This is a genomic window from Acidimicrobiia bacterium, assembly GCA_029210695.1.
Taxonomy (GTDB): domain Bacteria; phylum Actinomycetota; class Acidimicrobiia; order Spongiisociales; family JAHEDJ01; genus JAHEDJ01.
Window position 1 is genome coordinate 25,781 of record JARGFH010000018.1, and the last position, 14,371, is coordinate 40,151.

At 63.3% G+C, this 14,371-nt stretch carries 15 protein-coding genes; 12 read left to right on the plus strand and 3 right to left on the minus strand.

All coding sequences use genetic code 11. The features are described 5' to 3' along the window. Positions 1 to 45 precede the first annotated feature (45 nt). The 6 genes from ftsH to folK are packed head-to-tail and all read left to right on the plus strand — an operon-like array spanning position 46 to position 5,179. Positions 46 to 1,911, plus strand: coding sequence for an ATP-dependent zinc metalloprotease FtsH (ftsH, locus tag P1T08_07680; protein MDF1595960.1), 1,866 nt, complete (start codon positions 46 to 48; stop codon positions 1,909 to 1,911). A 10-nt stretch (positions 1,912 to 1,921) separates the two neighbouring features. Beyond that, complete coding sequence (folE, locus tag P1T08_07685) at positions 1,922 to 2,506, plus strand: GTP cyclohydrolase I FolE (GenBank protein MDF1595961.1); 585 nt, start codon at positions 1,922 to 1,924, stop codon at positions 2,504 to 2,506. Positions 2,507 to 2,565: 59 nt separating this feature from the next. Then, entirely contained in the window at positions 2,566 to 3,366 is an 801-nt protein-coding gene (folP, locus tag P1T08_07690) for a dihydropteroate synthase (protein MDF1595962.1), read from the plus strand. After that, the gene (locus P1T08_07695; protein MDF1595963.1) at positions 3,363 to 3,842 is read left to right on the plus strand and encodes a hypothetical protein; all 480 of its coding nucleotides are present in this window, start codon (positions 3,363 to 3,365) and stop codon (positions 3,840 to 3,842) included. The genes folP and P1T08_07695 overlap by 4 nt, the downstream gene beginning before the upstream one ends. 18 nt (positions 3,843 to 3,860) lie before the next feature. After that, positions 3,861 to 4,220 carry a dihydroneopterin aldolase gene (gene folB / locus P1T08_07700; GenBank protein MDF1595964.1) on the plus strand — a complete coding sequence of 120 codons (360 nt, stop codon included), beginning with the start codon at positions 3,861 to 3,863 and terminating at the stop codon, positions 4,218 to 4,220. Next, positions 4,217 to 5,179, plus strand: a complete 963-nt coding sequence (gene folK / locus P1T08_07705) for a 2-amino-4-hydroxy-6-hydroxymethyldihydropteridine diphosphokinase (GenBank protein MDF1595965.1) — start codon at positions 4,217 to 4,219, stop codon at positions 5,177 to 5,179. Before folB ends, folK begins: the two co-directional genes overlap by 4 nt. Here folK and P1T08_07710 read toward each other — a convergent pair. Next, positions 5,176 to 6,438 (minus strand): MFS transporter, encoded by a 1,263-nt coding sequence (locus P1T08_07710; protein MDF1595966.1) that lies wholly within the window; start codon positions 6,436 to 6,438, stop codon positions 5,176 to 5,178. The genes folK and P1T08_07710 overlap by 4 nt on opposite strands. Before the next feature lie 133 nt (positions 6,439 to 6,571). On the opposite strand from P1T08_07710, the gene P1T08_07715 reads away from it, so the two are divergent. From P1T08_07715 to P1T08_07730, 4 genes are all read left to right on the plus strand, one after another. Next, positions 6,572 to 7,393, plus strand: a complete 822-nt coding sequence (locus P1T08_07715; protein MDF1595967.1) for a DUF2520 domain-containing protein — start codon at positions 6,572 to 6,574, stop codon at positions 7,391 to 7,393. Then, a complete protein-coding gene (gene panC / locus P1T08_07720) occupies positions 7,390 to 8,277 on the plus strand; it encodes a pantoate--beta-alanine ligase (protein ID MDF1595968.1) in 888 nt (295 codons plus the stop codon). The genes P1T08_07715 and panC overlap by 4 nt, the downstream gene beginning before the upstream one ends. 107 nt (positions 8,278 to 8,384) lie before the next feature. Next, positions 8,385 to 9,914: a lysine--tRNA ligase gene (gene lysS / locus P1T08_07725; GenBank protein MDF1595969.1), complete on the plus strand. Its 1,530-nt coding sequence runs from the start codon at positions 8,385 to 8,387 to the stop codon at positions 9,912 to 9,914. A 184-nt stretch (positions 9,915 to 10,098) separates the two neighbouring features. After that, a complete protein-coding gene (locus tag P1T08_07730; protein MDF1595970.1) occupies positions 10,099 to 10,989 on the plus strand; it encodes a hypothetical protein in 891 nt (296 codons plus the stop codon). 150 nt (positions 10,990 to 11,139) lie between these two features. Here the strand turns inward: P1T08_07730 and P1T08_07735 are convergent, their stop codons facing one another. After that, on the minus strand, positions 11,140 to 11,721 hold the full coding sequence (locus tag P1T08_07735; GenBank protein MDF1595971.1) for a GGDEF domain-containing protein: 582 nt from the start codon (positions 11,719 to 11,721) through the stop codon (positions 11,140 to 11,142). A gap of 154 nt (positions 11,722 to 11,875) precedes the next feature. On the opposite strand from P1T08_07735, the gene P1T08_07740 reads away from it, so the two are divergent. Next, positions 11,876 to 12,673: a hypothetical protein gene (locus P1T08_07740; GenBank protein ID MDF1595972.1), complete on the plus strand. Its 798-nt coding sequence runs from the start codon at positions 11,876 to 11,878 to the stop codon at positions 12,671 to 12,673. Between the two features lie 103 nt (positions 12,674 to 12,776). Here P1T08_07740 and P1T08_07745 read toward each other — a convergent pair whose 3' ends face one another. Then, complete coding sequence (locus P1T08_07745; GenBank protein ID MDF1595973.1) at positions 12,777 to 13,229, minus strand: hypothetical protein; 453 nt, start codon at positions 13,227 to 13,229, stop codon at positions 12,777 to 12,779. 229 nt (positions 13,230 to 13,458) lie between these two features. Between P1T08_07745 and P1T08_07750 the strand changes: the two genes are divergently transcribed. After that, positions 13,459 to 14,295 carry a sigma-70 family RNA polymerase sigma factor gene (locus P1T08_07750; GenBank protein ID MDF1595974.1) on the plus strand — a complete coding sequence of 279 codons (837 nt, stop codon included), beginning with the start codon at positions 13,459 to 13,461 and terminating at the stop codon, positions 14,293 to 14,295. Positions 14,296 to 14,371: the final 76 nt, after the last annotated feature.

Below are 14,371 nucleotides of genomic sequence, written 5' to 3' on the forward strand. Positions count from 1 at the left end.
AGAACTCTTCGTACGATCCTCGTCTACGGCGTAGTCGTCGTGCTCATGGTTGTGGTCGCCCAAACCTGGTTTGAAACAGGTGACAAGCCCGTTGAGATCACCACCAGCCAGTTCATCCAGGATGTCGAGGACGGCAAGATCGAAGAAGTCACGATGTTCACGCGCTCCGACATCGTCACGGGCGAGTACATCGACCAGGGTGACACGACGCCGGACTTCACGTTCTCGTATCCGCCGGAGTACGAAGGGACGCTGACCGAGGTACTCGTGGCCAACGATGTCCCGATGTTCCCCGAATCCGACACCTCGCTGTGGGAAATCGTGATCAGCCTGCTGCCGTGGCTCTTCTTGATCGGCTTCATGATCTTCATATTCACGCAGATGCAGGGCGGCGGAAACCGCGTCATGCAGTTCGGGAAAGCGAAGGCGAAACAGGTCACCCGCGATACGCCGAAGGTTACGTTCGAAGATGTGGCGGGGGTCGAAGAAGCCATCGAGGAGCTCGAGGAGATCAAGGACTTCCTTCAGAATCCTGCCAAGTTCCGCGCCTTGGGCGCCAAGATCCCCAAAGGGGTGCTGTTGTACGGACCACCCGGCACGGGCAAGACCCTGCTGGCGCGGGCCATCGCCGGTGAGGCCGGCGTTCCGTTCTTCTCGATCTCGGGCTCCGACTTCGTTGAGATGTTCGTCGGCGTCGGTGCGAGTCGTGTACGTGACCTCTTCGAGCAGGCGAAGGCGCAAGCTCCGGCCATCATCTTCATCGACGAGATCGATGCGGTTGGACGGCATCGCGGCGCCGGTCTCGGTGGCGGTCACGACGAGCGTGAGCAGACCCTCAACCAGTTGCTGGTCGAGTTGGACGGTTTCGATGTCAATACCGGTGTGATCGTGATCGCGGGCACCAACCGGCCGGATATTCTGGATCCGGCGCTGCTGCGTCCCGGGCGCTTTGATCGGCAGATCGTGGTCGACCGCCCCGACCTCAAGGGTCGCCAGGCCATCCTCGCAGTCCATTCCCGCGGCAAGCCCCTCGACGACGAGATCGATATCGCAGTTCTGGCCCGCCAGACTCCCGGTTTCACCGGGGCAGATCTCGCCAACCTCATCAACGAGGCTGCCATTCTGGCCGCCCGTCGCGACAAGAAGCGGGTCGGGATGGAAGAACTCGAAGAGGCCATCGATCGCGTGATTGCCGGTCCGGAGCGGAAGAGCCGGGTCATCTCAGAGAGCGAGCGGAAGCTGACCGCATATCACGAAGGTGGTCACGCGCTGGTCGGCTTTGCTCTGCCGAACCTCGACCCCATTCACAAAGTGACCATCATCCCCCGTGGTCGCAGTGGCGGCTACACGATGGCTCTGCCCACCGAGGATCGCTTCTTCAAGCGGCGCAGCGAGATGGTCGACGAACTGGCCTATTCGCTTGGTGGGAGAACGGCAGAAGAGCTCGTGTTCGGCGACCCTTCGACTGGTGCCAGCAACGACATCGACACGGCGACCGATCTCGCTCGCAAGATGGTGATGGAGTACGGCATGAGCGACCGCCTCGGCCCCATGAAGTACGGGAAGGCGGCCGGTGAGGTGTTCCTCGGTCGCGACTATTCCCGGCAGCCGGACTACTCCGACGAGGTCGCCTCTTTCATCGACGCAGAGGTCCGCAAGCTCATCAGTCAAGCGCACGACGAGGCCCGGCAGATCCTCAGCACTCATGAGGACGCTCTCCATCGCATCGCGGCCGAGCTGATGGACAAGGAGACCGTCGACGCCGCCGAAGTCGCCAAGATCTTCTTCGACGTCCCCAAGTGGGAGCACACGGCAGATGGAGCGATGCGCATTCAGATGCCCAACTTGGCGTCGTCCGAGGACGCCGTCGCCGCCGTACACATCACGACAGACCCGGGTCCCAACGTCTGAGGAGCAGCACATGGCCGACGCTGAGAACGGTGTTCAACTGGACGCAATCGCTGATGCCGTGCGAGTGATACTCGAGAGTATCGGGGAAGACGTCGAGCGGGAGGGCCTGCGCGACACTCCCCGGCGGGTTGCACGTATGTATGCAGAGGTGTTCGGTGGATTGAGCATCGATCCGGAGAGCATCGTCAGCACTGTATTCGATGACGAGAACCACGAAGAGATGGTGATGGTCAAAGACATTCCGTTCTATTCGATGTGCGAGCACCACCTGATTCCATTCCACGGCAAGGCCCACGTGGCCTACCTGCCCAAGGGGCGCCTCACCGGCCTCTCCAAGCTCGCCCGCCTGGTCGAAGCGTTCGCGCGCCGGCCGCAGCTCCAGGAACGGTTGACGACCCAGATCGCAGACACCCTGATGGATGGGCTGGACCCACACGGCGTCCTCGTGGTGGTGGAGGCCGAGCACCTGTGCATGAGCATGCGCGGCGTGAGGAAACCGGGTTCGATCACCGTCACCTCTGCGGTGAGGGGCAGTTTCTGTGATCGTGACGCAACGAGGGCAGAGGCCTTTGCGCTGATCTACGGCGGCCGTTGACGTTCGTGGACTGGCACCTGCGGACGAGAATTCTCAGCAACCGCCCGCACACACTCGTCATGGGCGTTGTCAACGTCACTCCCGACTCTTTTTCCGATGGCGGTGACTTCTACGAGACAGCCGGGGCCATTGCACGCGGACGGGAGATCTCCCGTCAAGGGGCAGACATCGTGGATGTTGGAGGTGAGTCGACCCGTCCCGGCGCCGCGCTCGTATCAGAGGAAGAGGAATCGGCCCGCGTGATTCCCGTGGTTCGGGCGCTTGCAGAGGAGGGCATCGTCGTGTCGGTTGACACGGCCAAAGCGTCCGTTGCGGCGGGTGCCCTGGCCGCCGGTGCTGAGATCGTCAACGATGTTTCGGCGCTGGGGGATCCGGCGATGGCGGCGGTAGTGGCCGACTACGGAGCCGGAATCATCCTCATGCACATGCAAGGCACGCCCTCGACAATGCAAGACGCTCCTCGCTACGACGACGTATCAATGGAGGTCCGACGATCGCTTTTGGCGAGTGCCGCCCTTGCCGAGTCGGAGGGGATCGATCGCAATCGCATCTGCCTCGACCCCGGTATCGGTTTCGGGAAGACCATCGACCATAACTTGACCCTGCTGCATGATCTAGGTGAGTTTGTGTCGATCGGCTATCCGATCGTGGTAGGGATCTCGCGCAAATCCTTCATCGGGGCGATCGCAGGGCTGCCCGACGCTCGTGACCGAGATGCCGCCACCGCCGGAACCACCGCGCTGGCGGTGGCAGCCGGAGTGTTGGCGGTTCGCGTCCATGATGTACCCGGGAACCTCCAATCTGCTCGCGTTGCCGACGCTATTGTGCGGCTGAAGGTCTTCGACGAGGTAGGGGGATGACCGGTCTCAAGCCAAGAGAATTCGTGTGGGTGATCGCCGGTCGACTCGCCGTGTGTGAGCGCATCGGCGGCTACGGCTTTCAGCACCGCCGGGTGCGCCGCGAAGAAGAGATCAACTGGCTGCGCAATGAGGCCAAGATCACCACCGTCCTATCGCTTCTCCCGGGCAACCAGAATCTGAACTCTTACGCGGATGCCGGTTTCAAGGTTCTGCATCGTCCGTTTCTCCCCGAGAACGAAGACGGTGACCTCCTCCCATTCTTTGGACTGCTCGACGAGGCACTGGCCGACAGGAACTCGGTGGTGCTCGTGCATCGGGACTTCATAGACGAGGGGATGGGCGGTCTCCTCGCCGGATATCTGGTTTACGCTGCCTACGTCGACGGCCCCATCATGGCTTCGGCAATCATTCAGGAGATCCTCGGCCGGCCGCTTGGTCCGAGAGCACGGGCGATGATCCGGGTGGCGGAGCGCTAGGCGCGCTCGGAGAGCTGGATGACCGACTGCATTCGCCTGCGGGGTATCGAGGTCTTCGCCTACCACGGGGTTCTGGCGGATGAGCAAGAACACGGCCAGATCTTTGTCGTTGATGTCGATGTGTTCTTGGACCTTTCGAAGGCCGCGGCCTCTGATGACCTCGCCGCCACCGTTCACTACGGGGAACTTGCGCAGGCAATCCATGACCGGGTGGCAGAAGAGCGGTGGGACCTGATCGAGCGGGTTGCCGGCAGGGTTGCCGACCTGGTGTTGGAGGATGAGCGAGTGCACCGCGTCACCGTCACGGTTCATAAGCCGTCGGCTCCTATCAGCGTGCCGTTTTCGGATGTTGCAGTAACCGTCAAGAGGCCACGGTGACCAGGGCGGCGATTGCGCTCGGCTCCAATCTGGGCGATCGACTCGAGAACCTCGAGTTTGCCGTTGAAGCCCTGGGCTCGCTCGGAGAACTCGTCGGCGTCTCCGACCTGTATGAGACGGCTCCCGTTGGAGGTCCGGAGCAGGGCGCCTACCTGAACGCAGTCGCGATTCTGGAGACCGGGATGGCGGCTCGGAACCTCCTCGCCGCATTGCACGACGTCGAACACCTGCGTGGGCGCACGCGGAGTTTCCGGTGGGAGGCCAGGACACTCGACCTCGATCTGCTTCTCTACGGAATGGAAACCCATTCCGACGAGGCCTGCACCATCCCGCACCCGCGCCTGCTCGAACGCCGATTCGTCATCGAGCCGCTCCTCAACGTATGGCCGGATGCCGTCCTTCCCGACGGAACCGGGGTTGCGACCTACGCGGCGGCCGTTGAGGATCAGGAGGTGACCGGTCTGGGAGCCTGGTGGTCGCTCGTCCCACCGTCGAAAGGCTTCCACGGTCGCGGTGGCTGGTGGGTCGTTGCCCAGGTTGTGATGATTCTGGCGGTGGTCCTGGCGCTCGGCGCGGGTGGGCCGTCGCTTCCGGGCGGAGACGCACTCAGCCTGGCAGGCATCGCCGTCATTGCCGCAGGGGTGATCGAGTCTGCGCTCGGCTTGTTCCAACTCGGCGAGCGCCTGACGCCCTTTCCGGAACCGCTTGATGGAGGCGGGATGGTGCACGGTGGTGTCTACGCAGCCGTCCGGCACCCGATTTACGGTGGAATCGTGGTCGCCTTGGTCGGCGCCGCCTTGTTCAAGTTGTCGGTTGTCGGCCTCGGGGCGGGAGTGATGGCAGGCGTGTTCTTCTGGTGGAAGGCGAGCAAGGAAGAGGCGCGTCTGCTCAGGCGGTTCCCGCAGTATGCCGACTATCGGGCCAGGACCAAGGCGCGCTTGATTCCCTGGGTCATCTAGCTGGCAGCCGGGTCGTCGTTGGGGCGGGGTTCGGCCAGGCGGGCGGCCACCAGCGATGTTCTCGGCGGAAGGCTGACGAACTGTTTCTGTCCGGGTCTGGCCTTCGTCATCAGACGGTAGAGCGAGTATGCGGCAACGGGCGCAAAGAACCCCGAGAGGCTCCACAGGTACCCGACCGGTCCGAGGAGCGTCATCATCAGCGAGGCGGCGATCGGCCCGGCAATCGAACCCACCCCGTATACGAATAACACGCCGCCGGCAGTTGCCACCAGTTGATCGTCCGAGACGAGGTCGTTGATATGGCTGACGGCGAGTGAGTACATCGGGAAGGCAAGGCTGCCGTACAGCAGCGCCACGGCAAAGAGAAGGAGGCTGTCCGGATCGACCGCGGTTCCGGCCCCCGCAACACCGGCGGCGGCCATTGCCACGGCGAAGATCACCCGTCGGCGTGGGAATCGATCCGATAGGTGGCCGATCGGGTACTGCGTGAGGGTTGCGCCGACGATGGACGCTCCTACGAAGAGCCCTGCCCGACCCGGGTCCATGCCGATCCGGGTGGCGAAGACCGCTCCCAGCCCGAAGATCGCGCCGTTCGAGGCGCCGACCAGGGCCCCGGCAACGACGCCCAGCGGGGCCGCACGGAAGAGCGCTCGAATCGAGACCTTGGCGGGCGCTTCGAGCGCGGGTGCCGGCACCTGTGAAAGAGCCAGAGGCACGATGGCCAGCGAGATCAGGATCGAAGCGGTGATGAAGAGCCCGGGGCCGGATGGATCGGCGACTCCCAGGAGAAGCTGCCCGGACCCGACGGAGGTTGTCACGACCACCATGTACACGGCCAGCAGGCGGCCGCGAGTTGCGTTGGTGGCTCGTTCGTTGAGCCAGCTCTCGATCGTCACATACAGGCCCGACAGACACACCCCGGTGATGAAGCGCAGCAACGACCAGGTGAAAACGCCGACGACCAGGTAGTGGATGAGAGCAACAGACGACGTGAGCGAAGCCAGCCCGGCAAACACCCGGATGTGTCCGACGCTGGCCAGTCTGGCCGGAATAGTGAGCGAGCCGACGAGAAACCCGGCATAGTAGGACGCCATGACGATGCCGATGGCAGGGGTGGCGAAACCTTCGATATCCGATCGAATGCCCAGGAGCGAACCCTGAAGTCCGTTGCCTGCCATCACGAGGGCGGTGCCGAGGAATAGAACCCAGACCGACGCGACAACGGCGCCGGCCCCCTGGTTCTTAGCTCTTGATGACACCGCTTGGCCTCCACTCCATGGTCCGCAGATGCTACCGGTGGAGCAACCACGCCGACCGCCCGCTTTCGACAATTGGCCCACCTCCAATGGCCGACCGCCACCCGACCAGAAAACCTCCACTACCGTTCCGGGCATGGACAATCCACTGCGCATCGTGATCGTCGGGCTGGGGCGCGCCGGGACGTCGGTCGGGCTCGCCGCCCACCGGGCCGGCCACGACATCGTGGGCGTGCTCGGCCGGTCGAACGTCATTCCCGGGGCGGCAACGCTCGAGGCTCCGGTCCTCGAATGGGGCATCTCGCTGCCTTCGTGTGACCTGATCATCGTGGCAGTTCGCGACGACGCGATCACCGAGGTGGCTACGTTGCTGGTGCCGATAGCCTCAACCGCGGCCGCATCAGTTCATCTTTCCGGTCTCACCTCCGTTGATGCTCTCGATCCACTCCGGCAGGCCGGGTTGGAGATCGGTGGATTCCATCCGCTGCAATCGATGCCGAACCCACGTGATGGAGCGGCAGCCCTGGATGGAGCATCAGTTGGGATCACTGCCGACCCGCCCCTTCAGGGTGTGCTCGAGGGTCTGGCCATCAGCATCGGCGCTCACCCGTTCGAACTCCTGGACGCGCAGCGACCCCTCTATCACGCCGCGGCAGCCGCCGCCGCCAACTACGTGCTCACCGCGCTCGGGATGGCCGAGCGCTTGTTCGCAGCTGCCGGAGTTCCCTTTGCAGCATGCCGGCCGTTGGTCATCCAGATCGTCAACAATGCCTTCGACCTGGGCCCCCTCGTCTCGCTGACCGGGCCGATCGCCCGCGGCGATGTCGGCACCGTCGCCTCTCAACTGGCCGCAGTCGAAGCTTTCGATCCGGATCTAGCATCCGACTTCAGGGCGCTCGGGCGGGCTACCGCTCGATGGGCCGGCTCAGGCGAAGCAATGCGCGAGGCACTCGGATGAAGGTCGTAGGTACGTTTGCCGCCGTGCGTGACCTGGCGGCCGGCGTTATCGGTCTGGTGCCGACCATGGGCTTCTTACATGAAGGTCACCTGGCGCTCGTCGACACGGCGCGCCGGGAATGTGACACGGTGGTGATGAGCCTGTTCGTGAACCCACTCCAATTCGACGAAACGCGCGACCTATCTCGCTATCCACGGGACTCCGGCCGCGATGCCCACCTGGCCGCAGAGCAAGGCGTCGACGTGTTGTTCGCTCCCGAACTCGAGGAGATGTACCCCCGTCCACAGCTCACCCGCGTCAGAGTGTCCGACGTGACGGAGGGTCTGGAGGGCCCTTTGCGACCGGGACATTTCGAGGGCGTTGCCACCGTTGTCGCCAAGCTCTTTATCGGCACGGGCGCCGATCGGGCCTACTTCGGAAGGAAGGACGCACAGCAGTTGGTCACCGTGACGAGGATGGCGTTCGACCTTTCGATGCCGGTTGAAGTGGTGCCGGTGCCAATCGTCCGTGAGCCGGATGGCCTGGCACTCTCCAGTCGCAACGTATTCCTGTCGCCGGAGGAGCGGGATCGGGCATCGGGCATATCCGCCGGACTCATGGCGGCAGCCGGAGCGGCCGAAGACGGAGAGCGATCTGCGGAAGAACTCGAAACGATGGTTGCCGGCCACCTCGGCGATCTCGAGGTCGACTATGTGACGCTGGCGGATGCCGATTCTGCGCAACCGGTCCGTCGCCTCGAGCAGGACAGCTTCCTGGCGGTGGCAGCCCGCGTAGGGAACACCCGGTTGATAGACAACGTGTTCTTCCGCGTGACCTCCGCCGGCATCGAGGCGGATCGAGGGCATCGATTGGAAGGTCCAAGCATTCTGTACGAGGGGAGATAGCGGCCGGCATTTGGCCACGGGCAGACGGTCGTTCACCGGCGGATTCTCCCACTACTGGTACCAGCTGCCGGGTACCGGCTACTCGGTTCCGGGTACCATCCCTTCCCATGACTGACGACCCCACCCACCTCGGAAGTGCCGAAGTCCCGGACGAGGCCGGCCTCGCTGCGCATCCGATCACGGCGCGCCGTCTCGAGAAGCTCGGCGAGATCCGGGCTGCTGGCGGGGAGCCGTATGCCTACCGGTTCGAACGCACGGCGCTGGCCGCGGACCTCCATGCTGAATATGGAGAACTGGAACCGGGAGTCGAGACGGGTAAGACCGTGGCGGTGGCGGGTCGCGTTCTCAATGTCCGCAGCTTCGGCAAGCTCATGTTCCCGGTCGTTCTCGATCGGACCGGTCGAATCCAGCTGTTCGTTGCCAGAGACACGCTCGGGCAAGAGGAGTTCGATCGGTTCGCCGAGGTCGACGGAGGGGATTGGATCGGAGTCGAGGGCGAGATAATCACGACCAAGAAGGGTGAGCTGAGCATCCGCGTTCGGTCGTGGACCATGCTCTCGAAGTCGCTTCGCCCGTTGCCTGAGAAGTGGCACGGACTCAAAGACGTGGAGCGCCGCTACCGGCAGCGCTACCTCGATCTCATCACCAGTGAGCAGGCCCGTGCTGTCGCACTCACGCGGGTCCAGATCATTGCCGAACTTCGCAAGCAGTTCACCGACCGAGGCTACGTCGAGGTCGAGACCCCGGTTCTGCAGGCGCAGGCAGGCGGAGCGCTGGCGCGGCCCTTCGCAACTCATCACAACGCCCTCGATGTGGACATGTACCTCCGCATTGCCACCGAGTTGCATCTCAAACGACTGGTAGTCGGCGGCATCGAACGGGTCTTCGAACTCGGCCGCATCTTTCGCAATGAAGGCGTCGACACCACGCACAACCCGGAGTTCACGACTTTGGAGGCCTACGAAGCCTTCGCAGACTACGGCGACATCATGGAGCTGATGGAACAAGTGATCGGTGCCGTTGCCGAAGCAGCGACGGGCTCGAGTCTGATCGAGTACGACGGAAAGCCGATTGACCTCACCCCACCGTACCGGCGCGCAACGCTGCTCGATCTTCTTGCAGAAGCGATCGGGCAACCGGTCGGGTTCGATTGGTCGTTGGAGCAACTGCGGGAACTGGCTGCCGGTAGGGGAATCACGCCGGAGGGAGGCTGGGGGAAGGGCAAGATCATCGCTGAGCTCTATGAACACCTCGTTGAACCGGGTCTCTGGGATCCGGTTTTTGTGATCGACCACCCGAAGGAGACTTCGCCACTGGCCAGGATCCATCGCAACGATCCGAATCTCACCGAGCGGTTTGAGCTGTTCGCGGGCGGGATGGAACTCTGCAATGCCTTCTCGGAGCTGATCGATCCCATCGATCAGCGGGACCGATTCGAGCAGCAGGCCCTGGCCAAAGCAGCCGGTGACGACGAGGCGCATCCGATCGACGAGGACTTTGTTCGTGCCCTGGAATATGGGATGCCTCCCACCGGCGGCCTCGGTATCGGCGTCGACCGCCTGGTCATGTTGCTCACCGACCAGACGACCATCCGCGAGGTCCTGTTGTTCCCGCACTTGAGGCCGGAGCAGCCCTAGCAGGCCTATGGCCTATGGCCCATGGCCTATGACCCACAGACGGCAACACCCACTCACGTGACTAGATATGTCGTGCAGCGTGTTGCCTAGTCACTTAAATGGTTACCTCGTGAACTATCTTTCGCGTTAAGTCCCGTCTCCGGCCTCCGACTGGCGCTATATGAGCCCAGGGAGGTACTTCGAGATGCGAAAAGGAATGGCGCTGCTGGCAGGGGTTGCCATAGCCATTGTGACGATCAACCCCGTCCAGGCTTCCTCGATTTCATTCGATCCGGCCGGCGGAAGTGCAGAAGCCGTTGCGGCCGTGGACAGCGCCATTGGCGTCTTTGAAACATCGTTCTCCGCCAGGGCCTCATGTATCGGCTCGGCGTCAGTCATCTTCGAATCACTGTCGGGCCGCATGGGTGAGTACCGGACGGCTGAGGCAGTCGTAGCGGTCAACCCGGATCGTGAGGCCGGGACGATGGCGGCCACGGTCTACCACGAACTCGCCCACCACGTAATGCTCACCTGCCGGGCGCATCGGGATTCCGACTTCATGGCCGCCTTCTATGCGGCACAGGACATTCCCGTCGATCGTGGTTGGTTCGACGGTTCGGCGGGTTGGAGCGGAATTCCGGCCGAGCAATTCGCCGAGGCGGCCGTCGTCGTTGTGCAAGGAACTGCCGGTGGAGGGATCGCTGTCTCGAGCGAAGCCGTCGATACCGTGCGGCGCTGGCTGAACGGTCAGCCGATGCCGGTGGCTGCGACGCCGGTGGCTGAAGAGAATGCCGAAAAGCAGGACGCCACCCCCGCACCCGCAGGTGCATCCGTCACGGTGGCAACCACAACTGAGCCTTCGCCTGCTCCAGCGGCAACTGAAACCGCGGTCGCTCCCGTCGGGGCCGCTCCACTCCCAACGACTACAACCGAAGTTCCACAGCCGGCCCCGGTCAAGGCGGCGGCCACACTGGCCTCACCCGCATCGCCGGCGCCCGAGGCCATTCAGGTGGTTGCCGCCGTGCCCGTAATCGATCGTCCGGCACTTCAAGGGCCGGCCGGCGCCAATCGGGGCGGTTGGATGAGGCCCGAGTAGGGCGTCGTGTCACCGGACCTAGCCCCGAGGACTCCCCTAGGGAAACGCACCGGTCCGTCCGGCGTGTCCGGATCCGCACCTAGAGGACCGGCGTCGACTACCGGTCTCCCTCGAGTCTGCTCGTGCGGCCGGCGGCCGGTGCGGCCGGGATCACAGTTCAATGATGAGCGGGCTGCCCGGCGAGGATCTGGTCCGCAGCGCTTCGACTTGTTCGAGAAGGGAACCTGCCCGATGAAACGGTCCCGGTTTGATGGAGACCAGCGTGAAGGCCGGATCCGTCGGAACCAGGCTCGCTCGCTCCGACTCCATTTGCAGGATCGCTCGCAGTCGCTCGAGGAGTACCTGATTTCCCTCGATCTTGAATTCCCGCAACACGGCCGCGAAGGTCGTGTGGTCGACGTGACCGACCCTGTCGACCTTGCGCAAGGCGGCCTCCAGCACGGCCTCCAGGTGCTGCTGGATGCCCTGGTGACGTTCGGCCGCGCTCGTGCTGATCGCCTGGAGGCCTGGAATCTCGACGGCGAGAATGGCGAAGGGGTCGTTGCGGCGAGTCAACCAGTCCAGGGCATCCTGGATGGCGTCGATCACGCCGTTGCGGTTGAGCGTTCCTGTGCTCGGGTCGATCGGTGAGAGCACGTCGAGCGCCAGGCGAAATTGCCGCAGCTCTTCCTCGCGCTCGGCAAGGAGCCCCTCGAGTTCGTTCGGGTCGCGAATCGGCGGCTGTGGTTCCATCCGTAATGATGAGGATAGTGGTGACTGGGGGGGCCCGGTCCGCTTATCGGTTGCACGGGACGGCCGACCGGGAAAGACGTGCCGGCCGAGTTGCGCAGAGTGACCCCGATATGCCGCCGGTTGGGACCAGTAGTCGACGTCCGGTGAGTTGGATATGAAGGTTCTACGGGAGATCCAGGCCTATTGCACACGGCACGGACTCGACGGGCGCATCAATTCGGTAGATGATCTCGATTGGGGGATCGAATCCGATGGAGCAGGGTGGCGGGACGGGTGCACTCGAGCCAACCCGGGGCACAGCCTCCATGATGAGGTCAGCGGTTGGATACAGGAAGGGAATGATTCGGGAGAGGGACTGGCCTGGATCGAACTCGCCGATCTCCGGCTACGGGTCCTGGTAGAAGAACTCCAACGGGCGCGGCATCTGGCGACTCGCCTGCAAGGCGTGCTCGACGAGGATCAGCGGACCGCCGCCCGGCAAGAGATCAGCGTTCTAGCCGAGTCACTTCGAGAGGCGACCACCACGAGCATCGGCGGTGGGCCTGGGTCCCGGTCCGGCGCTGCTTGGGTCTACTGCAGCGGTTCGGGTCGTGTGGTCCGCAGGACGACGGCCAAAGAGCCGGTCGGCGATGACCTCCCCGATTGTCCCGACCCGGTCCGCCTCCTCGAAGGTCTCATCGATGCGCCGGAAGCCGTCGGTGCCTTTGAGCGATGCATCGACGAAGTGGGCAGGAGTTTTGCCGGGCTCTCGGATGCCCGCAGGCGTTTGATGGTCAGTCTCTCACGCAGCGTGATCGAGCAAAGCAAGATCCAATCGCGCTTGCCCGGATTCGACCACGCCTACGCGTCTGCGGTAATCGGTGAACTCCAGACGCAGACGGTCGTCTATCAGGTGACTCTCGAGGTGCTGTCAAGAGTACTTCAGCCGTCGTTGGTCGATTTTCTCCGCTAGACCGGTTTGTGGTACATCGAAAGCGACGGTTCTCGTTGTCGATTACGGCTTCACCGTGGCGGGATCGGCATGCACGATGAGGGCCCGACCTTTTTCCCGGCTCTCACCCATCCAGGGGAGTGCCTGCGAGTCGCTCGATGCCGAGTTGCGCAGCCTCCAACCGTTCACGGGTTGACTGCTCGAGCGATGGCCTGAGCGAATCGATCTCATTCGTCAGAGCTACGAGTTCATCGAGGCGTTGTCCGAGAGCCTGTGCGTGATCGGGGTGGCCCCGGCTGATGATCGTGCGTAGGGAGAGGTCGTAGTCGTTTATGTGCCATTCCTCGGCGATTCCCGCAACAATCAGCGCACGCATCATCTCGGTGGTACCGAGCTGGTCTTCGAGGTTCGAGACCTGCCTGGCCGCGGAAGCCAGAGAGCGATCGGGGTGTGACAGGACCAGTTCACCGACTTGGCGGAGTCGGGCCAAGAGGCTTTCGAGGATATCGCGTTCCCTACGCAGGATCTCCAGGAGCGGCTCGACCCCGGGTTGCAGCATGAGCATCAGTTCGTTCACCTGAGGCCTCCATCGAATCTAGGCCGGCGCGGTTTCCTGCATTTGGCCTGTCGGCGGGCCGGCCGCCTGTTCAAGCTCCGGAGTAATAGCTCGCCTTTTCGCCTCGAAATCGGAATGTGACTAAACGCGAATAGCACTCAAGAACCCTGCATCCGGGTGCCGATGACTAGAAAGTAGCTACAACAAAGAACTAGTTACACACCAGGGACAACCGGACAAGGACAAGATCATGGCCTATTCGGACCGGAATCAGCTTGCCACCGATCACCTCGAGCTCGTGGGTCACATCGTCGCAGAAGTATCGGTTCGCTATCCGCGTCACGTCGATCGCAACGAGTTGTGGAACGCCGGGGCACTCGGCCTTGTCGAAGCCTCCCGACGATTCAATGAGGATGCCGGCATTCCGTTTGCCCGATACGCCGCTATCCGGATTCGCGGAGCCATCATCGATTCCACCCGGACGCGCGACTGGGCGACGCGGTCGGTGCGGCGCAACCTCCGTGAGATCCAGCAGGCGACCTCGGATTTCGAAGAGCACACCGGCCGCCGCCCCAGCGACGATGACCTGGCCACGACGCTCGGCATCACCACCATGGAGCTCTCCGCCCAGAAAGCCCAGGAGGGCCACAGCACCCTCCTGCATCTCGATCAGGAAGATTCCGATGAGTCGCCCTTGCGGGATCAGGTCGCCGAGCAGCGCTCACAGGCTCTCCCGGAGCAGGCGCTCGAGCAACGTGAGCTGTTCGGTACCCTCAAGACGGCAATCGAGCTTCTTCCATCGACGCAAGCAGAGGTTGTCACTCGCTACTACCTGCAGGGAGAATCCCTTCAGGACATTGCAGACGATCTGAAGGTCACCGAGGCCAGGGTTTCACAGATCCGGGCCGAGGCGCTGGCTGCCATCCGGGCATACTTTTCGACTCTCTACGAGGGTCTTCCGGAAGTTGCGGCCGCGACACCCGGCAGGCGGGCGCGAGCGTCATACCTGTCGGTCATGTCGGAGAACACCACGTGGCGCACACGCCTGGATGGCGGTCGCCGCCCGGATAACACGCTCGCAGTCTGAGGCAAAAGCTTCCGTTTCGCTCCACGCAGATGACGGCCCCGGCTCGTGGCACCTGCCAAATCCCCCGACGATCAGC